Source organism: Pseudoalteromonas sp. CuT4-3 (genome assembly GCF_035666335.1).
In the GTDB taxonomy this organism is placed as follows: domain Bacteria; phylum Pseudomonadota; class Gammaproteobacteria; order Enterobacterales; family Alteromonadaceae; genus Pseudoalteromonas; species Pseudoalteromonas atlantica.
This window is the reverse complement of record NZ_CP142031.1, coordinates 244,686-265,295: the sequence shown is the minus strand read 5'-3', so window position 1 is coordinate 265,295 and position 20,610 is coordinate 244,686. Positions and strand designations below refer to the sequence as shown.

17 protein-coding genes are annotated in these 20,610 nt (G+C 39.5%); 12 read left to right on the top strand and 5 right to left on the bottom strand.

Annotation, left to right across the window (positions count from 1 at the left end):
• The first annotated feature begins 16 nt into the window (after positions 1–16).
• The 3 genes from VOI46_RS18125 to VOI46_RS18115 all read left to right on the top strand — a co-directional run bounded on the left by VOI46_RS18125 (position 17) and on the right by VOI46_RS18115 (position 3,248).
• Positions 17–820, top strand: coding sequence for a DUF1338 domain-containing protein (locus VOI46_RS18125; protein WP_004586444.1), 804 nt, complete (start codon positions 17–19; stop codon positions 818–820).
• Positions 821–876: 56 nt separating this feature from the next.
• On the top strand, positions 877–1,731 hold the full coding sequence (locus tag VOI46_RS18120; protein WP_004586445.1) for a transporter substrate-binding domain-containing protein: 855 nt from the start codon (positions 877–879) through the stop codon (positions 1,729–1,731).
• A gap of 293 nt (positions 1,732–2,024) precedes the next feature.
• Complete coding sequence (locus VOI46_RS18115) at positions 2,025–3,248, top strand: type III PLP-dependent enzyme (protein ID WP_004586446.1); 1,224 nt, start codon at positions 2,025–2,027, stop codon at positions 3,246–3,248.
• Between the two features lie 159 nt (positions 3,249–3,407).
• On the opposite strand, the gene VOI46_RS18110 is transcribed toward VOI46_RS18115, so the two are convergent.
• Entirely contained in the window at positions 3,408–4,688 is a 1,281-nt protein-coding gene (locus VOI46_RS18110; protein ID WP_256846284.1) for a flavohemoglobin expression-modulating QEGLA motif protein, read from the bottom strand.
• 146 nt (positions 4,689–4,834) lie between these two features.
• On the opposite strand from VOI46_RS18110, the gene VOI46_RS18105 reads away from it, so the two are divergent.
• The 7 genes from VOI46_RS18105 to VOI46_RS18075 all read left to right on the top strand — a co-directional run bounded on the left by VOI46_RS18105 (position 4,835) and on the right by VOI46_RS18075 (position 11,605).
• Complete coding sequence (locus tag VOI46_RS18105) at positions 4,835–5,092, top strand: DUF3081 family protein (RefSeq protein ID WP_004586448.1); 258 nt, start codon at positions 4,835–4,837, stop codon at positions 5,090–5,092.
• Positions 5,092–5,397, top strand: coding sequence for a hypothetical protein (locus VOI46_RS18100; RefSeq protein ID WP_004586449.1), 306 nt, complete (start codon positions 5,092–5,094; stop codon positions 5,395–5,397). The genes VOI46_RS18105 and VOI46_RS18100 overlap by 1 nt, the downstream gene beginning before the upstream one ends.
• 414 nt (positions 5,398–5,811) lie before the next feature.
• Complete coding sequence (gene betI, locus VOI46_RS18095; RefSeq protein WP_024031790.1) at positions 5,812–6,387, top strand: transcriptional regulator BetI; 576 nt, start codon at positions 5,812–5,814, stop codon at positions 6,385–6,387.
• A gap of 1 nt (position 6,388) precedes the next feature.
• Positions 6,389–7,852, top strand: a complete 1,464-nt coding sequence (gene betB, locus VOI46_RS18090; protein ID WP_004586451.1) for a betaine-aldehyde dehydrogenase — start codon at positions 6,389–6,391, stop codon at positions 7,850–7,852.
• A 10-nt stretch (positions 7,853–7,862) separates the two neighbouring features.
• Positions 7,863–9,530 (top strand): choline dehydrogenase, encoded by a 1,668-nt coding sequence (gene betA, locus VOI46_RS18085; RefSeq protein WP_004586452.1) that lies wholly within the window; start codon positions 7,863–7,865, stop codon positions 9,528–9,530.
• A 146-nt stretch (positions 9,531–9,676) separates the two neighbouring features.
• Positions 9,677–10,894 carry a BCCT family transporter gene (locus VOI46_RS18080; protein WP_004586453.1) on the top strand — a complete coding sequence of 406 codons (1,218 nt, stop codon included), beginning with the start codon at positions 9,677–9,679 and terminating at the stop codon, positions 10,892–10,894.
• 9 nt (positions 10,895–10,903) lie between these two features.
• Positions 10,904–11,605 carry a TorF family putative porin gene (locus tag VOI46_RS18075; RefSeq protein ID WP_004586454.1) on the top strand — a complete coding sequence of 234 codons (702 nt, stop codon included), beginning with the start codon at positions 10,904–10,906 and terminating at the stop codon, positions 11,603–11,605.
• A gap of 260 nt (positions 11,606–11,865) precedes the next feature.
• Here the strand turns inward: VOI46_RS18075 and VOI46_RS18070 are convergent, their stop codons facing one another.
• The 4 genes from VOI46_RS18070 to fdxA all read right to left on the bottom strand — a co-directional run bounded on the left by VOI46_RS18070 (position 11,866) and on the right by fdxA (position 17,193).
• Positions 11,866–13,773, bottom strand: a complete 1,908-nt coding sequence (locus VOI46_RS18070; RefSeq protein WP_024031793.1) for a GGDEF domain-containing phosphodiesterase — start codon at positions 13,771–13,773, stop codon at positions 11,866–11,868.
• Between the two features lie 229 nt (positions 13,774–14,002).
• Positions 14,003–14,461: an Sbal_3080 family lipoprotein gene (locus tag VOI46_RS18065; protein ID WP_324738339.1), complete on the bottom strand. Its 459-nt coding sequence runs from the start codon at positions 14,459–14,461 to the stop codon at positions 14,003–14,005.
• A 21-nt stretch (positions 14,462–14,482) separates the two neighbouring features.
• Positions 14,483–16,729 (bottom strand): carbohydrate binding family 9 domain-containing protein, encoded by a 2,247-nt coding sequence (locus VOI46_RS18060; RefSeq protein WP_039972159.1) that lies wholly within the window; start codon positions 16,727–16,729, stop codon positions 14,483–14,485.
• Positions 16,730–16,869: 140 nt separating this feature from the next.
• On the bottom strand, positions 16,870–17,193 hold the full coding sequence (gene fdxA / locus VOI46_RS18055) for a ferredoxin FdxA (protein WP_004586458.1): 324 nt from the start codon (positions 17,191–17,193) through the stop codon (positions 16,870–16,872).
• Between the two features lie 192 nt (positions 17,194–17,385).
• Here fdxA and VOI46_RS18050 point away from each other — a divergent pair, with 192 nt between their 5' ends.
• Positions 17,386–18,993 carry an NAD(P)/FAD-dependent oxidoreductase gene (locus VOI46_RS18050; protein ID WP_004586459.1) on the top strand — a complete coding sequence of 536 codons (1,608 nt, stop codon included), beginning with the start codon at positions 17,386–17,388 and terminating at the stop codon, positions 18,991–18,993.
• A 92-nt stretch (positions 18,994–19,085) separates the two neighbouring features.
• Positions 19,086–20,585, top strand: coding sequence for an amidase family protein (locus VOI46_RS18045; protein ID WP_004586460.1), 1,500 nt, complete (start codon positions 19,086–19,088; stop codon positions 20,583–20,585).
• The last annotated feature ends 25 nt before the right edge of the window (positions 20,586–20,610 follow it).

Below are 20,610 nucleotides of genomic sequence, written 5' to 3'. Positions count from 1 at the left end.
AATTTAAGGATTTAACATGCACACTAACGTAAATACATTATTTGAAAACCTATGGGATAACTATTTAGCCGTTACCCCCTCGGCAGATAAAATTCATGATTTATTAGGCTCAACGCAAAAAGATGACATTATTAACGACCATATTGCGCTGCGGACCTTTAATATTGAAAAAGTAGGCCTAGAAAAACTAGCCGCGCACTTTTTAGCACTTGGTTATACAGAGTGTGGTGAATACCACTTTGAAGCTAAAAAGCTCTATGCTAAACACTACGAGCATAGCGACCCTAAGCAACCTAAAGTATTTATTTCAGAGCTATTAGTTGAAAAGTGTTCACCAGAGTTACAAGCCATTGTGTCAGATATGGTAGAGCAAATAGATGAAAACGCAGTAACTGCCGATAACTTTTTATACTCAGGTACCCATTGGCAAGTAAGTAGCGATACTTACAAGCAGTTACTCGCTGAAAGTGAGTACGCAGCGTGGATGTCGGCATGGGGCTATCGTGCAAACCACTTTACTGTAAATATTAATATGCTTGCTAAGTTTGATAATATTCAGGATGTTAACCAAGCACTTAAAGATGCAGGCTTTGCCCTAAATACATCAGGCGGCGAAGTAAAAGGCTCACCAGAGGTGTTATTAGAGCAATCATCAACCCTTGCAGATGAGTATGCTGTCACCTTTAGCGACGGTGACCTGCGCATCCCTAGCTGTTTTTATGAGTTTGCCATTAGATACCCTAAAGCCGATGGCGAGCTTTACACGGGGTTTGTTGCAGCCTCTGCTGATAAAATCTTTGAAAGCACTAACGCGCGTTAAAAATAAAACATGCCTTAATGTTTTAACTTAAAAAAAGCCCGTTTGGGCTTTTTTTTATGACAAAAATATTTAGAACATTTACACTAAGTTTTATGCCTGTATTTACTAAATTTTTGATTATCTTGCATGTACTGCTTATATCATCATTGAGCCATGCAAATGAACCACTTACATTACTCTCTAGAGCGAATGCGTCTACTGATGGCTTTTTAAACTCAGATAAAACGTTCGAAAGCCTGCTCAATCATACAATTAATACTAAATTGCAGTGGACCAACCAAGCACGTTTAATCAAGCGGCTTATGGGTAATGAAGCAGTATGCAGCTACGATATAATAAAAACACCCGAGCGTGAAAAACATATTTTGTTCTCAAATATACCAACAACTATTTACGAGCAACGAAAAATATACGCATTTAAACGCACCTTACAAAACTTTCCTGAACGAGTCTCTGTTGCTCAACTACTAGAAAAAGATTTTACCCTTGCCGTTGACTCAGGAACGAGTTACCAAAAACTTGAGCCTGTTTTAACAAAGTATAATGAGCAAATTGCAGCGATAAGCTCAGAAGATACCAGCTCTCAACTGCCTCAACTTCTCATCCATAATAGAATAGACATGATTGTTGATTACGAGGTTAACGTACTTGGTGCACTCACCAATGAGCAACTAAAACAAATATATAGCCGTGAAATAGCTGAATTTCCAGAATTTGTTAATGGCTACTTTGCATGTAGTAAGTCAGAGCTTGGCGAAAAAGTAATAAAAACCATCAATATTTTAATGAACACCCCCGAAATTTACGACCGCTTACAAAAAAGTTTACAACAAGCCTATAGTGCTGATACATCTAGCGCTATGATGCTTGCTTACTCTCAAGAGCACGTATACTTAACCTCTGATGAGTAAAATCAATCGTCAAGATAAACACCACAAATCAATATAAATTAATGATTTTAATAACAAATAAATTATTTTAAATTTATTTAAAATTTTTATTGCGCTGAATAAAAACCTACATTATTATCTCGCCGCTTCTTGATGATAGCCAATCCGAGTACATTACAAACCCCGTTTGTAGCAAGGCGATAGAGCAACTATCCAAGAGTGAATTTGACTGTGCGTTTGCACTATTGATCTCACTCAACTGACTCGTGGATACACCATACCCGAGCAGTTGCTTAATTGACTCGGAAAATAAAATGGCTTTATCAACACAACAACAAGACACCGTAACTAAAGTACCTGCAGCAGCGGTTGCTGCAAATCAAGCAATTAGTTACGCGCAACCGAGTATTGCCCACATTGAACAACTTGCTTCACAATTTGGCGCACCTCTAATGATGCTTGACTGCGACGCTATACGTCGTCAATACCGTGCACTTAAACGTGCATTGCCTGGCGTTGTGTTACATTTTGCTTTAAAGCCTTTACCGCATGCTGCTGTTGTGCGCACTTTGTTAGATGAAGGCGCAAGCTTTGATTTAGCAACCAGTGGCGAAGTTGACTTAGTAGCAAGCCAAGGCGTACCAAGCGAGCGTACAATTCACACGCACCCAATAAAGCGCGACAGTGACATTCGCGACGCACTTGCCTACGGCTGTACAGTGTTTGTGGTGGATAACATTAACGAGCTTGAAAAATTTATTGCCTATAAAGATCAAGCCGAAATTTTAGTGCGTTTAAGCTTTCGTAATAAAGATGCATTTGCTGATTTGTCTAAAAAGTTTGGCTGCAGCCCAGAGGCGGCAATCGACATTATTAGCCTTGCCCAGCAACTTGGTATTCGTATTAAAGGGTTATCGTTTCATGTTGGCTCGCAATCACCTAACCCAACTAAATACGTTGAAGCGATAAATGCATCTGCAAAAGTGATTAAACAGGTGGCTGAGTTAGGCTTACCAGCACTTAGTACGCTCGATATTGGTGGTGGGTTTCCTGTGCCGTACAGCGCAGATGTGCTACCAATTGATGTATTTTGTGCGCCTATTAATATCGCGTTGGCACAATTACCGGAAACAATGCAAATTATTGCTGAACCTGGCCGTTTTATTGTAGCGAGTAGTGTAACCAGTGTTGCCTCTGTAATGGGACAAGCCACGCGCGAAGGTAAAACATGGTACTACTTAGATGATGGCGTTTATGGCTCTTTTAGCGGTTTAATGTTTGATGAAGCAGCCTACCCTATCGATAGTGCAAAACAAGATAGCGAGCGTTTTGAGTCGGTACTTGCAGGCCCAACATGCGACAGTATAGATGTAATAAGTGATTCAATTATGCTGCCAAAACTAAACAATGGCGATTTAATTATTAGCCGTATGATGGGTGCCTACACACTTGCTACAGCAACCGACTTTAACTTTTTTAAACGTGCTGAGGTCGTTGTATTAAACGAGCAAATGCACAGCCAAGTATTAACAGGTTAAGAAAATAAGTTCCTCGCTATAGGTACGCTGGCTTGTACCTATACATTTCAACGCAGTTGCTCATTCCAACTGCGTTTTTTTATTGCGTTAAATAACTGGGGCTTGTTTACCTTTTTGATCAGCAAAGTAGGCTCTAATAAAAGCAACCTGCGCTACTAATTACAAAAATAGTGGTTTATAGTCGTTTTCTAACTGTTCAAACGATAAGTCACCTATAAATCTGCCAAAGCTTAGCCACGTTGCTAAACCTCGTAAATCTTTAAAATGTGGTGGTACAAATTTTGGGCTTTCTATTACACCTAAACTATGTAATTGCGATATAAGTCTAAAATCATCAATCGATATTTTTCCGACCAACAATAATGGCAGCTGATCAATGCGCCCAAGCTGTATAGCAACACGAATTAAGTTATATACCAGCACAAATCCTTTAATGTAAGCAATATCCTTAGTAAAAGGTAAGCCTGTTGCCGTGCTGCCCCTAAAAACACGTTGTGCTAACGTATAGCTTTCATCTTTTGAAAGCCCTTGCGCTAAGTAGTCACGGTATATATCAACAAACTCTGCGCCATCAATCACTTTAGTAACTGCTTGAATACGATTTACTAACTTTGATAAACGCCTAGGCGTTGATTTAAGGGTAATTATTTCCGTTAAAACAGCTAAGCCTTCTTGAGTCACTGTTGAGCTTGGCGTCCCTTTACTTAAACAGGTTAAATAAGGCTGAGCTAGCCCGTTTTGCGTTGTACCTACGTGTATCCACCCTTCGTGCACTTCTAAAATATCGAGCTCACGCTGGGAGAATTTAACATCTTGATTTAGCTTAATGTTATTTGCACCTGCAGCAGCATCACTGACAATCCCATCGCTAAGCATAACCTCTACATTAATACCCGCCATACTGCTATTTACTTGCTCAGATAAAATACGCACGGCATCACTTGCATTAATATTTTTAGGATCATCAGGCAAAATATCGGCTATTAATAAGTTTTGCAGTGGTTTTTCTAGCATATTGGCAAGTTCGAACAGTGAAGGTTCACCTGCATGAAATAAATCTTTTGGGTGACCAAAAAGCTCTACTGACAAATCATGAAACTCAGGCGTTCCTCTATACTCAAGCATACTGAGCACCGTTTTATACTCACTACACATTTTACCCATGTATTGAGAAATAGGATTTAGCTGACCTAACTGGTTAATAATATTGCGATGCAAGTTAGAAAACGCTTGGCGTAATTCACTGGGGACAAATCCTAAATCTCGTTGCTGGTAATAGGCGCTATCGATTAGCGGATTTTTTTGGCACTTTTGCCTAAAAAACGCCTCTTTGATTTGTTTATCCCAGTTAATAGCATCGAGTATTCTAATGGGTGTTTGTAAAGCAATTAATTGCTCTGACAGTTCGCGAGTTTTAAGGAGTAAAGCCTTGTCTATCATGGTGTAAGCTCAACAAAAAATGAGGCTTGAGCATAAGGTAAAACCAGTTAATAGCAAGATTATTTTAGCGCTTTTTAGCCATTGTTTTTACGGTGATCGACCCTCATATATAAAACGTAATAGGTTTAAACAATAAAGGGTTAATGATGAAAAACGAACTCGATAACAAGCAGATCCTCTCTGTATACGAACGTATTCAGCAGCGCGGTAAACAAAATGATATTGGTAAACATTATCAAGGTGTTACGGCTTACTCTGACATTGACGGCTACACTATTTACTTAGAAGGTAGCGGCGTATTATTGCGCTTCGGGTTTCATAATGCTTATTACCTAGATTATGAGCATGACAAACATAAAGACGACTTTTTAAAAAAACTATACAACATTGCTAATGAGGAATAATGCAGCCAAGACGCATTCGTAAACGCACCACAAACAAGCAAACCACCACGTTTATAAACCAGGTAATTACTGAGCTGCAAGCGCACCCAGAAAAGCTGGAGATAATCCGTCGAAACCTAAATGAATACCGCGAACAGACTCACCTTAAACGCGGTTTTTTGCTGGCTATTGAACGCTTTGACTGGGTGTTTGAGGCCAGTAACGATGTTAATTTTATATGCCAACAAATCTTAGCCGATGATTACATAGGTAATCGCCTTAGACGCTACCCACTATTATTTAAAGGCGTTATTAATAGCGCCTAATTTACACGCCTTTTTTAACCTTAACCCCTCCTCTTATAGCCATTACACACTGCTACTTTTTTAATTAGTACACTAATTAAACATGTGAAATGGTTTCGTTTGCTTATTTAAAATACCCTTCGTACTCTAACTATTACCATTCTAACGAATATTTATCTTTTTTATTACTCATACCCCGTAAACAAATCCTTACTATTTTTAGCGTTTAAAAATAAAAGTGTAACCCATTGAATATATGTGACTTTATTGATAAAGGCCTACATATGGTACTACTACAAATTAACCCGTTTTTATTAATAATCCATCTACATCTTGGTATCTGGTTGTTTACTTGCGCCTTGAATTGTTAGAGCTATTACATTAAGCTTATCTTTATTGAACGTTCAATTAATAAAAATTATGCCTAAAGTCGGAATGGAACCTGTCAGGCGTCAGCAGCTAATTGACGCGACCATTGAGTCAGTTGCACAGCGCGGTTTGCAAGGAACAACCATTAACACCATCAGTAAAAATGCGGGTTTATCATCTGGCATTATTAGCCATTACTTTGGTGGTAAGCAGGGGTTAATAGAGGCAACCGTTAGGTATTTGTTATCGAATTTAAAAAATGAATTAATTGAAAAAGTTGAGCCAACCACCAGCGCAATTGAGCGTTTGATGTTTATTGTTGAGGCCAACTTTGCACTTGTTCAACAGCGCAATGACACCACGCGTACGTGGTTAAGTTTTTGGGCGCAGTCAATGCACGATCAAGAGCTGCACAGGCTGCAAAATGTAAACAGTAATCGCTTGCAAAGTAATTTAGCATTTTCTTTTAAGCAACTAATGCCCGTAAAGCAAGCAAAACAAGCTGCAGAACTTAGCGCCGCCATGATTGATGGCCTATGGTTAAGAGCAGTATTAAGTCAATCTGACGAAAACCAATTTAAACACAGTGAAACATTAGCAAAAAGCTATGTACATTCACTCATCAAGCAATATGGAGCCTAGCGTGACTACACCTGTCTATCAAAACTTTATTAACGGCCACTTCCTTGCAAACCAAAGTGGTGAAACTTTTGATGTAAAAAACCCAGCCACAGATGAAGTTATTTACTCGGTAGAAGTTGCCGACGAATTTATTCAAAACGCGGCTATCGAAAGTGCAAAACAAGGCTTTGCTCAATGGTCAAAAATGAGCCCAATAGAACGTAGCCGTATTTTATTAAAAGCGGTTGCTTTATTGCGTGAGCGTAATGATGAACTTGCCTTAGTTGAAGTGCTTGATACAGGTAAACCAATGCAAGAAGCTAACTGCGTTGATATAGAAACAGGCGCAGATGTAATTGAATACTTTGCAGGCCTAGCACCAGCGCAAGTTGGCCAGCAGCAAATGGTTGGCGAAGACTTTTACTATACCCGCAAAGAGCCACTAGGCATTTGTGCTGGTATTGGTGCATGGAACTACCCGCTGCAAATTGCATGTTGGAAATCGGGCCCTGCCCTTGCCGCAGGTAATGCGTTTATTTTTAAACCTTCTGAAGAAACCCCTTTAGGTGCTATTAAACTAGCTGAAGTTTTTGTTGAAGCAGGCGTACCTGCCGGCGTATTTAACGTTGTGCAAGGTGCCGGTGATGTAGGTCAGTGGTTAACCTCTCACAGTGAAATAGACAAAGTGTCGTTTACTGGTGAAGTAGGCACAGGTAAAAAAGTAGTGGCAAGCGCTGCCGGTACATTAAAAGACGTAACAATGGAATTAGGTGGTAAATCACCTTTATTAGTGTTTGAAGATGCCAATATTGAGCAAGCAGTCAGTGCTGCCATGCTAGGTAACTTTTATACGCAAGGCGAAATTTGTACTAACTGTACCCGTATTTATGTTCATAAAAATGTATATCAACAATTTATTGATGAGCTTAAAACACGTACTGATCAAAATATTATTGCCGGCGACCCACAAGATTTAAATACTAACTTTGGGGCATTAATTTCTAAAAAGCATCAAGAATTGGTAATGAGCTACATAGAAAGTGGCTTGGCCGAAGGTGCAACGCTACTTACTGGCGGTACAACTCTTTCTCCTGAATCAGCGCCTAATGGCTACTTTGTAGCGCCTACGGTATTTACCGATTGCAACGATAACATGACTATTGTTAAAGAGGAAATTTTTGGCCCAGTTATGAGCGTACTTGTTTTTGAAGACGAAGACGATGTTATCGTCCGTGCAAATGGTACACACCTTGGCTTAGCTGCAGGCGTATTTACTAGCGATATTAAACGTGCGCACCGTGTTATTCACCAATTAGAAGCCGGTATTTGTTGGATTAATGCTTACGGTAATTCACCTGCTGAAATGCCTGTTGGTGGTTACAAGCAATCAGGTATCGGCCGTGAAAATGGCATAGAAACGCTTGATCATTATACGCAAACTAAGTCTATTTATGTGGGCATGGCCGACATAGAAAGCCCGTTTTAAGGTGGCAACTATGAGTAACACTTACGACTATATTATTGTTGGCGCCGGTTCTGCAGGTTGTGTACTTGCAAATCGCTTATCTGAAGATACAAACAATAAAGTGCTATTGCTAGAAACCGGTGGTAGCGATAAAAGTATATTTATAAAAATGCCAACGGCGCTCTCTATTCCTATGAATACAGATAAATACGCATGGCAATTTCACACTCAGCCAGAGCCGTATTTAGATAACCGAGAAATGCACTGCCCACGCGGTAAAGTGTTAGGCGGTTCGTCATCAATTAATGGCATGGTATATGTACGCGGCCATGCGAAAGATTTTGACGAGTGGCAACAACATGGTGCTAACGGCTGGGATTATCAGTCGTGCTTACCTTACTTTAAAAAAGCGGAAAGCTTTTATTTAGGTGAAAATGCGCACCGTGGTGGCACAGGCCCGCTTGGCGTTAATAACGGTAACGAAATGCAGAACCCGCTTTACACCACCTTTATAAATGCAGGTGTAGAAGCAGGGTATGCACACACAGACGACTACAACGCAGCTCAGCAAGAAGGCTTTGGCCCGATGCACATGACTGTTAAAGACGGTGTGCGCAGTTCAGCCTCGCGCGAGTATTTAGACCCAGTAAAATCACGCAGTAACCTAACAGTTATTACAGGTGCTTTAGCACAAAAAGTGATTTTAGAAGGCAAAAAAGCCACAGGCATTGAGTATACTGTAAATGGCACTCTTAAAACGGCGCATGCGACTAAAGACGTTGTATTAAGTGCAGGTCCAATTGGCTCACCTCATATTTTACAGCTTTCGGGTATTGGCGATAAAGCCATACTTGAAGAAGCCGGTGTTGAGGTAAAGCATCACTTACCAGGCGTAGGTCAAAACTTACAAGATCATCTTGAGTTTTACTTTCAGTATAAGTGTAAACAACCTATTACCTTAAACGGTAAATTAGGTCTTATTTCAAAAGGCTTAATTGGCGCTAAATGGCTACTGACCCGAAAAGGCTTAGGTGCAACAAACCACTTTGAGTCGTGTGCGTTTATTCGCTCAAAACCAGACGTTGAATGGCCAGATATTCAGTACCACTTTTTACCAGCGGCGATGCGCTACGATGGGCGCAGTGCATTTGCGGGCCATGGTTTTCAGGTGCATGTAGGTCATAACAAACCTAAAAGCCGGGGTAGTGTCACAATTCAATCAGCTAATCCTGAGCAACCGCCGAAAATTTTATTTAACTACTTGCAGCATAAAGACGATATTGAAGGCTTTAGAGCGTGTGTGCGCCTAACTCGCGACATTATTGAGCAAAGCGCATTTGATGACTACCGCGATGAAGAAATTCAACCAGGTAAGCACATTCAAACCGACGAAGAAATAGATGCCTTTGTACGCCAAGCAGTAGAAAGTGCCTATCACCCGTCTTGTTCTTGCAAAATGGGCGAAGATGACATGGCCGTGGTTAATTCTAATACCCAAGTTCACGGTATTGAAGGACTGTGTGTTGTTGACTCGTCAATCTTCCCTACGGTGCCAAATGGCAACTTAAATGCCCCTACAATTATGGTTGCAGAAAAAGCAGCTGATCTAATTTTAGGTAAAGCCCCACTTACACTGGCATCGGTAAACGTTGCCATGAGCAGTAATTGGCAAACAACGCAACGTAATAGCGAGATTTAATTAAGCCATAACGTGCCTAACACTATGTAGGGCACGTTAAACTTGCAGTGGCTCACGGCGTAAATTGGTTACGCGGTGTTTGTGCAAGTAATAAAACAAAAACGGAGAACTTATGAGTTACTTTTATTCATTTTGGGAGGGCGATAATGACTATATGGCTTAGTGCTGGCATTATATTTACGCTACTTGCTGTTATTACTATTTTATTTAAATGGGGTAACGTACGCGTAGTAGGCGTAACACCAGTGAGAACGTTTACCTTTATCGCAATCTTATTTACCTCAGGCCTAGACGTTGGCCTAATCATGTTTCCATTAACCGAATTTGCAGGTTATGCAGACATAAAAGCAAGCCCAGAATACGCGTTTGCAAACCCACTGGCTATTGAGTTTGGCTATTGGGGATTCTTGATCTGGGGATTTTACTTTCTTACGTGCTTTTATTTCTGTGTAATAGAGCCCAAAGTTAAATTTTTCGAAATTTCATGGGTTAAGTTCATTAATAACGTAGTTATTATTGGCACATGTGCCTTTACAGCTTACCTACTGCTTTCTAACTTGCCGTGGTACTTACCAGAGCTAGGCGATGGTTCGAGCGTTATACCTACCTTCTACTTTATTGTATTTGCAGCTATTTGCTTTGCTGTTTACTCAAGTACAGATATTAAATACGTGCGCTTTTTAAGTATTTCTACAACGTGGTTATTTATCGCATTAATTGCCTTTATGTGGGCAGGTGCATTTGTCGTTGGTGATAGCGAAATGTCGGCATTTACCAATAACCTTGCTGAAATTGGTACTTACTTTGCCAATATAAATCAGTTTGTTTTACCGCTTAATGACTACCATGAATTTTATCTATTTTGGTGGTTTGCGTGGAGCATTATGATTGGCCAATTTACGTCTCGTTTTGTAGGCGGCCTTAAAACATACCAAGTATTAGGTGCAATGTTGATATTTCCATCTATTCCGATTGCGATTTGGTTTAGCGTACTTTACCACTACCACGAAATGGGTATTTCAACAGCGGGTATTAAAAACTTTGCCATGGTATTTGTTGGGATAGTGTTTGTTATTAATTCGCTTGATTCATTAATACGCTTATACACAGATAACCTTAACTTAACGGTTAAACGTTTAGGTAAAATGAACTATATGATACTAAATATTGTTGCCCTTTCGTTACTAACCCTATTGTTTAAGCTTGAGTTTTTACAAATTCAATGGGTTGGCGCGTTAGTTATTGCACTGTTTTTTGGTTGTGCTGCGTTTATTGGCTACAGCAAATTTAAAACGGTTAACAATATAGACAGTTCGCCAAAAGCAAACAAAATAGATTACACAAAAATAGAAACTGTACATTAGGGATCAACAATGAATAACAAACTAAAACAATTAGCAGTAGCGCTACCTTTCGCACTTTTATCAACTACGGTGTCAGCTAACTGGTCAACAACCATTACAGCAGCATCTGACTATACTTTTAACGGTGTAACACAAACTGATAACGACCCTGCAATTCAAGCAAGCCTTGATTACGCGTTCGACAGCGGTGTTTACGCGGGTGCATGGGCATCTAATGTAGATTTTGGTGATGACACTGATTTTGAACTTGATGCCTACCTAGGTAAATACGTGCAATTAACTGACACGGTTAGCGCTGATTACGGTATTGCTTATTACACATACCAAGGTAATAACAGCGATGGTAACTACGCCGAAGCCTACACAAAATTTGGCTATGCAAGTGAGTATGGTCAAACAGAGCTAAACTTTTGGTATAGCTGGGATTACTTTGGTACAGGGGCTGGCCATGTTATTTCTATGATTGCCCACACCTTTGAAATTGCCCCGAATCATGCCATTCGTGCAAGCTTTGATATTTCTAATTCGCTTGATGGCGAAAAATGGGCATGGGATGTAAACCAAAAGAAATCATACAAACATTACCGCCTAGCGTACCAAACTAGCTACGAAGGCTTTGGTATTGAGATTGCTGCTGAAGACACAAGCCTAGATTACGATTACGCTGATGAGCGTATAGTACTTGCTATATCACGCACATTCGATTTATAAAATTGTAGTTGTTAGATTCTACAAACAAAAATGCCACTTTTAAAAGTGGCATTTTTTTTACTAAATTTTAAGGCTGTAGTCCTAAAGAACTTAGTTTTATTTAGGGGCAATTAAGCACAATATAGGGTTTAACATTTCGCGGCCTGAATAGCTGCACCAGTGAATGCTCAAGTTAATCGCTATCGGTAGGGGCAATTTAATACCATAGCATGGGCCTAAAACCCTACATAAGCTATTAAATTACCTATAATAAACAGGCTCTAACTTTCTATTTCCCACGCGCTGGTGCCCGCTGCAGATAAGTTAGCCGTATTTTTACGCAAAACTTTGTTACCCACATTGATAGATGATTGAGGGCGACTAACCAAATAGCCTTGCACAGAGCTTACTCCCATGCGTTTTACAAGTTCAAACTGCTCGATTTCTTCTACGCCCTCAGCCACTATTTTAAGTCCTAACTTTTGACCTAACTCGCTAATCGTATTAAGGATGTCATTGTACTTTGGACTTTTATCGGCTTGAGAGATAAACGAGCGATCTATTTTTATTACATCAATGGGCAAATCAGCCAATGTACTTAATGAACTAAAGCCGGTACCAAAATCGTCAATAGCAATTGTCACACCTTCTGCACGAAGCCGCTCAAGCTCTTCAATCATACTTTTACTGGCTTTAATAAACGTAGACTCTGTTATTTCTAGCATTAAAGAATGCGATGGCAGCCCTGTGTTTTTTAGGTTTTTCATTATCCAATCGTACACTGAGCGGTGTTTTAGTTGCACACCCGATACATTAACCGAAATTTTTACTTTGCGCATACCGGCATTATGCCATGCTGCCATTTGCCTACACGACTCATGCATAATCCAATCGCCGAGCTCTAAAATAAGGTTAGACTCTTCGGCAATAGGTATAAACTCCGCCGGTGAAATCATCCCTTCTATAGGATGATCCCAGCGTGTAAGCGCTTCAAAATAATCTATCATGCAATCTTCTACATGCACGATAGGTTGAAAAGATAAGTAAAAGTCTTTGCACGCAACCGCTAAACGCAACTCTTCTAGTAAATAGTGATAGCGGCGCATTTTATTACCCATCTCTGGGGAGTACACTTTAAAAATGCCTTTACCATCGCTTTTTGCACGGTACATTGCCACATCGGCCAATTGCAATAATGCTTGTGGGGTTGATGCGCTCTCTGGGTAAGCCGCTATACCAATACTGGCGCTAATTTTTATTATTTTATTACCTAGTACAAAGTCCTTTTCAAGTTCACTGAGTACGTGCTTAGCAATATCGACCACTTTATTATCGGTATCTACCGACTCAATAAAAATTGAAAATTCGTCACCGCCTAAACGTGATAAATTTTGCTCTAACTGATTCGCCTCGTTAATATTACTTAATTTATGATGGCGTAATACGTTGGCTAGGCGCGTAGCAACTTGCACCAAAATTTCATCACCAAAGCTGTGGCCAAACGAGTCATTTACCTGTTTAAAGCCATCTAGGTCAATAAACAATAAGGCGCATTTAAGCTGCTCTTCATCAGTAAAATTTATTTGCCTATCTATATGCTCAATATAAGCATGGCGGTCAATGAGCAAGGTTAGTTTATCTTGGCAGATACTTGTTTGTGTTTGCTTTAAATAATTAGCAACATGGGTATTTAAATTGTTTATTGACTGGCTTAAATTACCCAACCCTGATGGGTTGTCGTGTTGGGGTTGTAGGTTAAAGGCTACAAGCAATTGATTAGCGTTGTTATTCAGTTGTGCAATTTGATGCTGATAAGAGATTTTTTTACGCTCTTTACGAATAATTGTAAAGCCAACAAACAATACCATACACACCAATATAAAGTTTATTGGCGACGTTAGCGTCATTAAAATAAGCTTTGTTGCGTTTGCAGCGATAAATTCCGTGTCGGTAGTTTTAACTAACAAAAAATCGGCAGAAGGCTGGTGTATTAAATAGTGCCCATTGAGCATAGGGTTATACCAAGGCGCCATTTCGAGCGTTGTATCTACAATATCAAAGTGGCGTAAATCTATATCAGGGTTGAATAAATTAATGCGGTTAATCTGGTTTGTTAGTTCGATGTTTAAACAAAAGCAAAACAAGATAAATACAAAAAAAATGCCGCCTAAGGGTTTAAATTTATTCATCAACAAAATCCATCTAAATTACTTATCCTATAAACCCGTTACTAAAAGACGATTATATCGCCTGTTTTTAGTACTAAGCAAGCTATAGCACAGTCCTTATTCATTAAAATTTTTAGAACTGTACTCAAAAAGAATAAATTAATGCTTAGTAATTAACTAATTATAGAGTGTGATGAATAAAAATAAACCTTAAGCTTAAAATGTTTGAAAAAACTAATATTACAAGTATTTAATACATACCATAGATTAGTTCGATAATTTTTTCTTTCGCGTCTATAAACTTATCCAAACCACCGCCGGTGCGATAAGATGCTTGCGCAATTTTTTTATTGGTTTGAGCGTCTGTAACCCAAATATTCGCGTACGACATGTACAACGCTAAATCCCAATGCCAGTTAGCCACGTAATAAGCAACGGCATTACACCCTGCGATGTCAGCATTAGGTAATTCAGTTTGATACTCCTGATGTTTCAATACATAGTTAGCAGCAATTACACGTGTTTTGACGTTATGTTTTGCAAACCCTTCTTCCATTGCTGTGACAACGCCTTCTTTAACTGCCTTATGTTCAGCTATACATACTACTTCTGGTTTCACAGTGTCAAAGCGAGTTATATCTTGCTTAGCAGCACAACCCGCTAGGGTTGCTACCATTGCAGCTGCGATAGTTATTTTTATTGTTTTCATATTCATCCTTTTTATGGTTATTTAAAGTTGCCATGCATAGCTCACTTTTGTAAAAAATGTGCGTTGATCTCTTTCAACGTGTTTTAGGGAATCGTCTTGATAGCTTTTATCTGAGTAGCCTAAATAAAATAATGTTTGAGCATTAATTTTGTACGAGTAAACTAATTGGCTGCCGTAGTCTTTATTAATGTGGCTAACTTGGTAGTAGTAGGCGTCTTTATTCCTATCAATGTCTTCAAATTGCAATATAAGCTTGAGCATAGCGCGCATGCTTAATTTATAATAAAGCCTAAAATCTAATAAGTTCGCAGTATAAACTCGCTCCCCTTGAGGGTTATCTAAAACGCTGTAGTTATGTGTAGCGTCTACTTGCCAATGATCGTTTATATCCCACGTAACTTGTGTTTGCGTTGCATACGAATCGCCAATTTGCTCATTGGCGTAATCAATGCGGCTGCCATACTCGCCATAAAACGAAAGCCATATATTATTTTTAGGTTTAAAGCCCGTATAAACAAAGCCAATATTTTGGTTATAAAAAGCATCATTATAGTTTTCATAACGATGCAGTAAGCCAATTTCAAAAATAGACTGCTTTTGCCCTTTTAATGTTATAAACCCTTGGTATTTTTCTTCAAGTAGGTCGCCATTTTGCGCCCATGTTTTATCCCAATCAGCCTCATAAGACCATGACGTTAATAAGCCAGACTCATCTGCATACCAGGTTTGCCCGCCCCCAAAGCCTACGTTCTCATAATCTACTTTTTCTTGATAACCTAAGTCAGTACGATAGTCTTTACCTATATTTTCGTAGCTAGCAAACAAATTGTAGTCACGTTTATCACGGGTAAACTCTATAGCGTACGCTTCATCAGATTGAGTTTTAGATAAGTTATAGTTACTTGTTAAAAAATCAGAGTTTTTAGAATCTGTTGTAGCTACCTGGTAGGTCAGTAGATCTGATTGATTAAACCAATAGCTGCCATCGACAGAAAGTACTGTATTGTAGTAATCATCGCTTTCGCGGTGAGTCGTACTTAGCCCTATAGTGCCTTGTTGGCCAATATCGTATTGATAACGCGCTGCTGCTGCATGGGTTTTATCCTCTAAAATTGCAAAACCAGAGCCTTGATTTGTAGGCAATAAAATATTGCTATTATTGTCATCGGCATACATAAATGCATAGCTATGTTGCCCTGTTTTACCTGTTAATTTCGCCCCTACTTCAGGCTCTGCAATAGTGCGGGTATACAATAGTTCAAATAAACTGCTTTTAAAGTAGGATGCGCCATCTAAAAAAAATGGTCGTTTTTCTGCATAATAAATTGAGTACGTGGTATTTACATCAAGGGCTAACGCATCACTTTCTATTTGCGAAAAATCTGGGTTTATAGTGGCATTAATTACCGCATCTTGTGTAACCCCCCAGCGTAAATCAAGGCCAGCTTCGGTGTCTATATCGCCATTATCCCACTGCCCTGGCAAGGTAGCTTTTGAATCATTTCTGAGCGCCGTAAGTGTAGGCGTTAGTTGCAGATTTTTACTGGCTTTTATATTTTTAAAACCATTTAATTTATCAAACTGACATAAACTGCATTTTATATCTCGGTCAAACCCCATATTTGAAAGCTGATACAGTACATCACGTTGGTAATTTCGCATAAGGGCAAAGCCCCATGTTAAATCTGTTTTATTTTCAGGAAATCTTAGCGCTTTAAAAGGTATACGCATTTCAACCACAAACCCTTGGTCGGTAATTTGCCCTGCGCTATCCCATATTGCATCCCAAGACGGGTCTGATTGCCAGCCATCGGTGTCACTCATCCGGGTATCACCTTGCGCACCCAATGGATTTACATAAAATTCGTAAGCTGAACGTTCGTCGTTAAAAGTGTCAATAATTAAAATAACCGTATCATCTTGCCAAAGCGTATCTCTGTCACGTAGAGAAGCTGTAATTTCGCTCGGCTGTGGATCTTCGGCTACAAAAGCAACATATAAGTTGCTGCCATCTTCATACATGTAAGCATCAGTTTTAACCGGTGGGGCGCCCTTTTCGTTAGGCTCATCTTGAAATGCTATAGGAACTAAAGTGGCATTTTGCCAGTGGGGCTCATCAAGTACGCCATCTACAGTAATATCTGCATTTATATGTACAAGAGAATGCTGCTGTTTTTCACTGGCATAAAGGTGGTTAGAAAATAAAAGTGCTAATAAGAAGGGGAATAAAGCACTGCATTGTTTTTTTATAATTATTAAGTACTGCATAAACATCCATTTAGACGTGTTTACCCTTAAAAGGTAAACTTATTTATGCAGTGTAATTTAAGTCAGTACATTTGTTAATAGTTTGATACTAAAAACAATAGCTTTTTTAACTAATTAATATTAAAGGCTTAATTTAAAAGCTAGGTTTCAATTAATTTAACCTTATTAGCCACACCATTCCAACTATCGGCATCAGCAGGCGCTGGTTTTACCTCAACAATGCGTGGCCACACCAATGCAAGCTCAGCATTAAGCTCGGTAAACTCTTTTTGGTCTTCTGGCAACTCGTCTTCTTGGTAAATTGCTTCAGCTGGGCACTCTGGTACGCATAATCCACAATCTATGCAATCAATAGGGCTTATTGCTAAAAAGTTAGGGCCTTCGTAAAAGGCATCTGCAGGGCACACCGCCACACAATCTGTGTATTTACACTTAATACAGTTTTCGGTGACCACAAACGCCATAATAGTTTAAACCTAGTAATTAATTATCTAAAGCGAGGATCATACCCAACCCCATTAAAAACACAATAAATATGTGCCATCTGCGGTCAATTTAACGTAATATATGCGCCCTTAATGTATAGCCATTACGTGCCCTACACTTCTTATTGTGAGCGGATAATATTACCGCTAAGACACCTAAAAGAGATAACAATGATACGTTTAACCGAAATAAAGCTGCCGCTTGACCATAACGAAGACGCTATAGGCCAAGCCATAGTTGATAAACTAAAAATACAGCCAGCGCAGCTACACAGCTACAATGTGTTTAAACGTGGGTACGATGCACGTAAAAAAACGGCTATTTTACTTATTTATACCCTCGATATTGAAGTAGATAACGAAGAAGCACTGTTAAACGCATTTGCTAAAGATCAGCACGTAAAACCTGCCCCTGATACCTCATACAAATTTGTTGCCCACGCCCCCGCTAACCTTACTGAGCGCCCTGTCGTAATTGGCTTTGGCCCGTGTGGATTATTTGCGGGCTTAGTGCTGGCTCAAATGGGTTTTAACCCTATTATTTTAGAGCGCGGTAAAGAAGTACGCGAACGTACCAAAGACACCTTTGGCTTTTGGCGTAAACGTACCCTTAATACAGAGTCTAATGTGCAGTTTGGCGAGGGTGGCGCAGGTACATTTTCAGACGGTAAACTATACAGCCAAGTAAAAGATCCAAAACATTACGGCCGTAAAGTTATCACCGAATTTGTAGAAGCCGGCGCACCAGATGAAATTTTATATGTAAGTAAGCCACACATTGGTACGTTTAAACTTGTTACCATGATTGAAAAAATGCGCGCACGTATTATTGAACTTGGCGGCGAAATCCGCTTTAGTACGCGCGTAGACGACATTCATATAGATGATGGTCAAGTAACTGGCTTAACGCTTTCAAACGGTGAAAAGCTCAAAACCCGCCATGTAGTACTTGCTGTGGGACATAGCGCCCGTGATACCTTTAAAATGATCCACGATAAAGGCATTTATGTAGAAGCTAAACCGTTTTCTGTGGGCTTTAGAATCGAGCACAAGCAATCGATGATTGATGAGTGTCGTTTTGGACCTAACGCAGGTAACCCCATTTTAGGCTCTGCTGATTATAAACTCGTTCACCATTGTGATAATGGCCGCACAGTTTACAGCTTTTGTATGTGCCCAGGAGGGACTGTTGTAGCCGCCACCTCTGAAGAAGGCCGCGTAGTAACAAACGGTATGAGCCAATACTCTCGTAGTGAGCGCAATGCAAATAGTGCCATTGTAGTAGGTATTACACCTGAAAAAGACTTCCCTGGTCACCCGCTTGCCGGCATTGATTTGCAACGTAAACTAGAAGAGCAAGCCTATGCATTAGGCGGTAGCAACTACGATGCACCAGCACAGTTAATTGGCGACTTTTTAAAAGGAAAAGCATCGGGCGATTTAGGTGATGTACAACCGTCGTTTACACCAGGAATAAAACTCACCGATTTAGCAAATGTACTCCCGCAGTTTGCTATCGATGCTATACGCGAAGCCATACCTGCATTTAATAAGCAAATTCGTGGTTTTTCAACTAACGATGGCTTATTAACCGGTGTAGAAACGCGTACATCATCGCCTATTAGTATCAAACGCGATAAAAGCTTTCAAAGTATAAATACAAAAGGTTTATACCCAGCAGGTGAAGGCGCAGGTTACGCAGGTGGTATTTTATCTGCAGGCATTGATGGTATTAAAGCGGCTGAAGCAGTTGCACTCTCAATGTTAGAAAACGCTTAAACCGGTTTTTTAAGTTATTTACCGAAAAGCCTCACTTTGTGGGGCTTTTTTGTGCTAAATGTATAATAAATAATAATTAGCGGCTTAATAGAATGACCAAAACAACCATTATTTCTTTAATTTGTGTGCTTTGTGTATTTAGTGCTAAAGCGAATAATTTAAAAACTATAGAGCAAATTCACGCAGTTTATAAAAACAAAACTACAAATGCACAACACGTTACACAAGCTTATATAAACCGAATAGAAAAACTCAACCCACAATATAACGCTGTGATTAATATCGATCCCTCAGCTATTGAACAGGCTAAAGCTTTAGATTTACTCTATGCAAATTCTAAATGGGCCGGGCCACTTCACGGCATACCCGTTCTGCTTAAAGATAACATAGAGACCAAAGGTAAATTACCGACTACAGCGGGCTCTTTGGCTTTAAAAAACAATATTACTAATAAAGATGCTTTTGTAGTTAAAAAACTGCGAGAAGCGGGTGCTATTATTTTAGGTAAAGCAAACTTGAGTGAATGGGCCAATTTTCGATCTTCGTACTCTTCCTCTGGGTGGAGCGCTGTAGGTGGACAAACACATAATGCTCACGATATAACTAGAAACCCGTGTGGTTCTAGTGCTGGCTCTGCAGTGGCCGTAGCACTTAACTTTGCACCAATTGCACTGGGCACAGAAACCGATGGCTCTATTACCTGCCCCGCATCAGTTAACGGTGTATATGCTATAAAACCAAGCATGGGCCAAGTATCGCGCAATGGGGTTATTCCCCTTTCAAGCAGCCAAGACACTGTTGGGCCTATGGCTCATACCCTAAAAGATGCACTACTTGTGCTTGCAGTATTACAAGGCGAAGATAAAAAAGATGTATCAACACATGAGTTTGTTTTAAATTCAAAAGAGTTAACGGCTAAATCAGCACTCAAAATTGGTGCGCTACCAAGTGATAAATTTACGATTCAAACTCAGCAGCTTTATAAAAAGCAATTAAATGCACTTAAACAAGCAGGGCATACCGTTACTGAAATAGAAGTAACCGACAATCTAGATACTTTATTCGCTGATGAATACTACATTTTACTTTACGATTTTAAAGCTGAAATAAATCATTACTTATCTAACACACCAAAAGAAGTAAAAACTAAAAGCTTAGAGGCACTCATTAACTTTAATAGCCAAAATAAAGAAACAGAAATGCCCTACTTCGGACAAGATATACTTACTAAGTCGCAGGCAATTGATTTAACGAATAAAGATAAATACCAACGCGTTAAAACACGCTACCGTGCACTGGCTAAATCAGCAATTACTAATTTATATAAAAATAATGATATAGATATTGTTATTGCCCCAACAGTATCGCCAGCGTGGAAAACCGACCTCATTAACGGTGATAATTTTAAAGGCAGCAGTAGCTCTTTGCCCGCAATAGCAGGAAGCACACATATAACACTCCCTGTGGGCAAGGTAAGTAACTTACCGGTTGGATTATCTATTATTGCTAACATAAACCAAGAGCAAGCTGCGTACACTTATGCTGATATAATTGATAAAACACTGTCATTAAATACAAAAAAACCTGAGTAAACTCAGGTTTTTTAATTAAAATTTA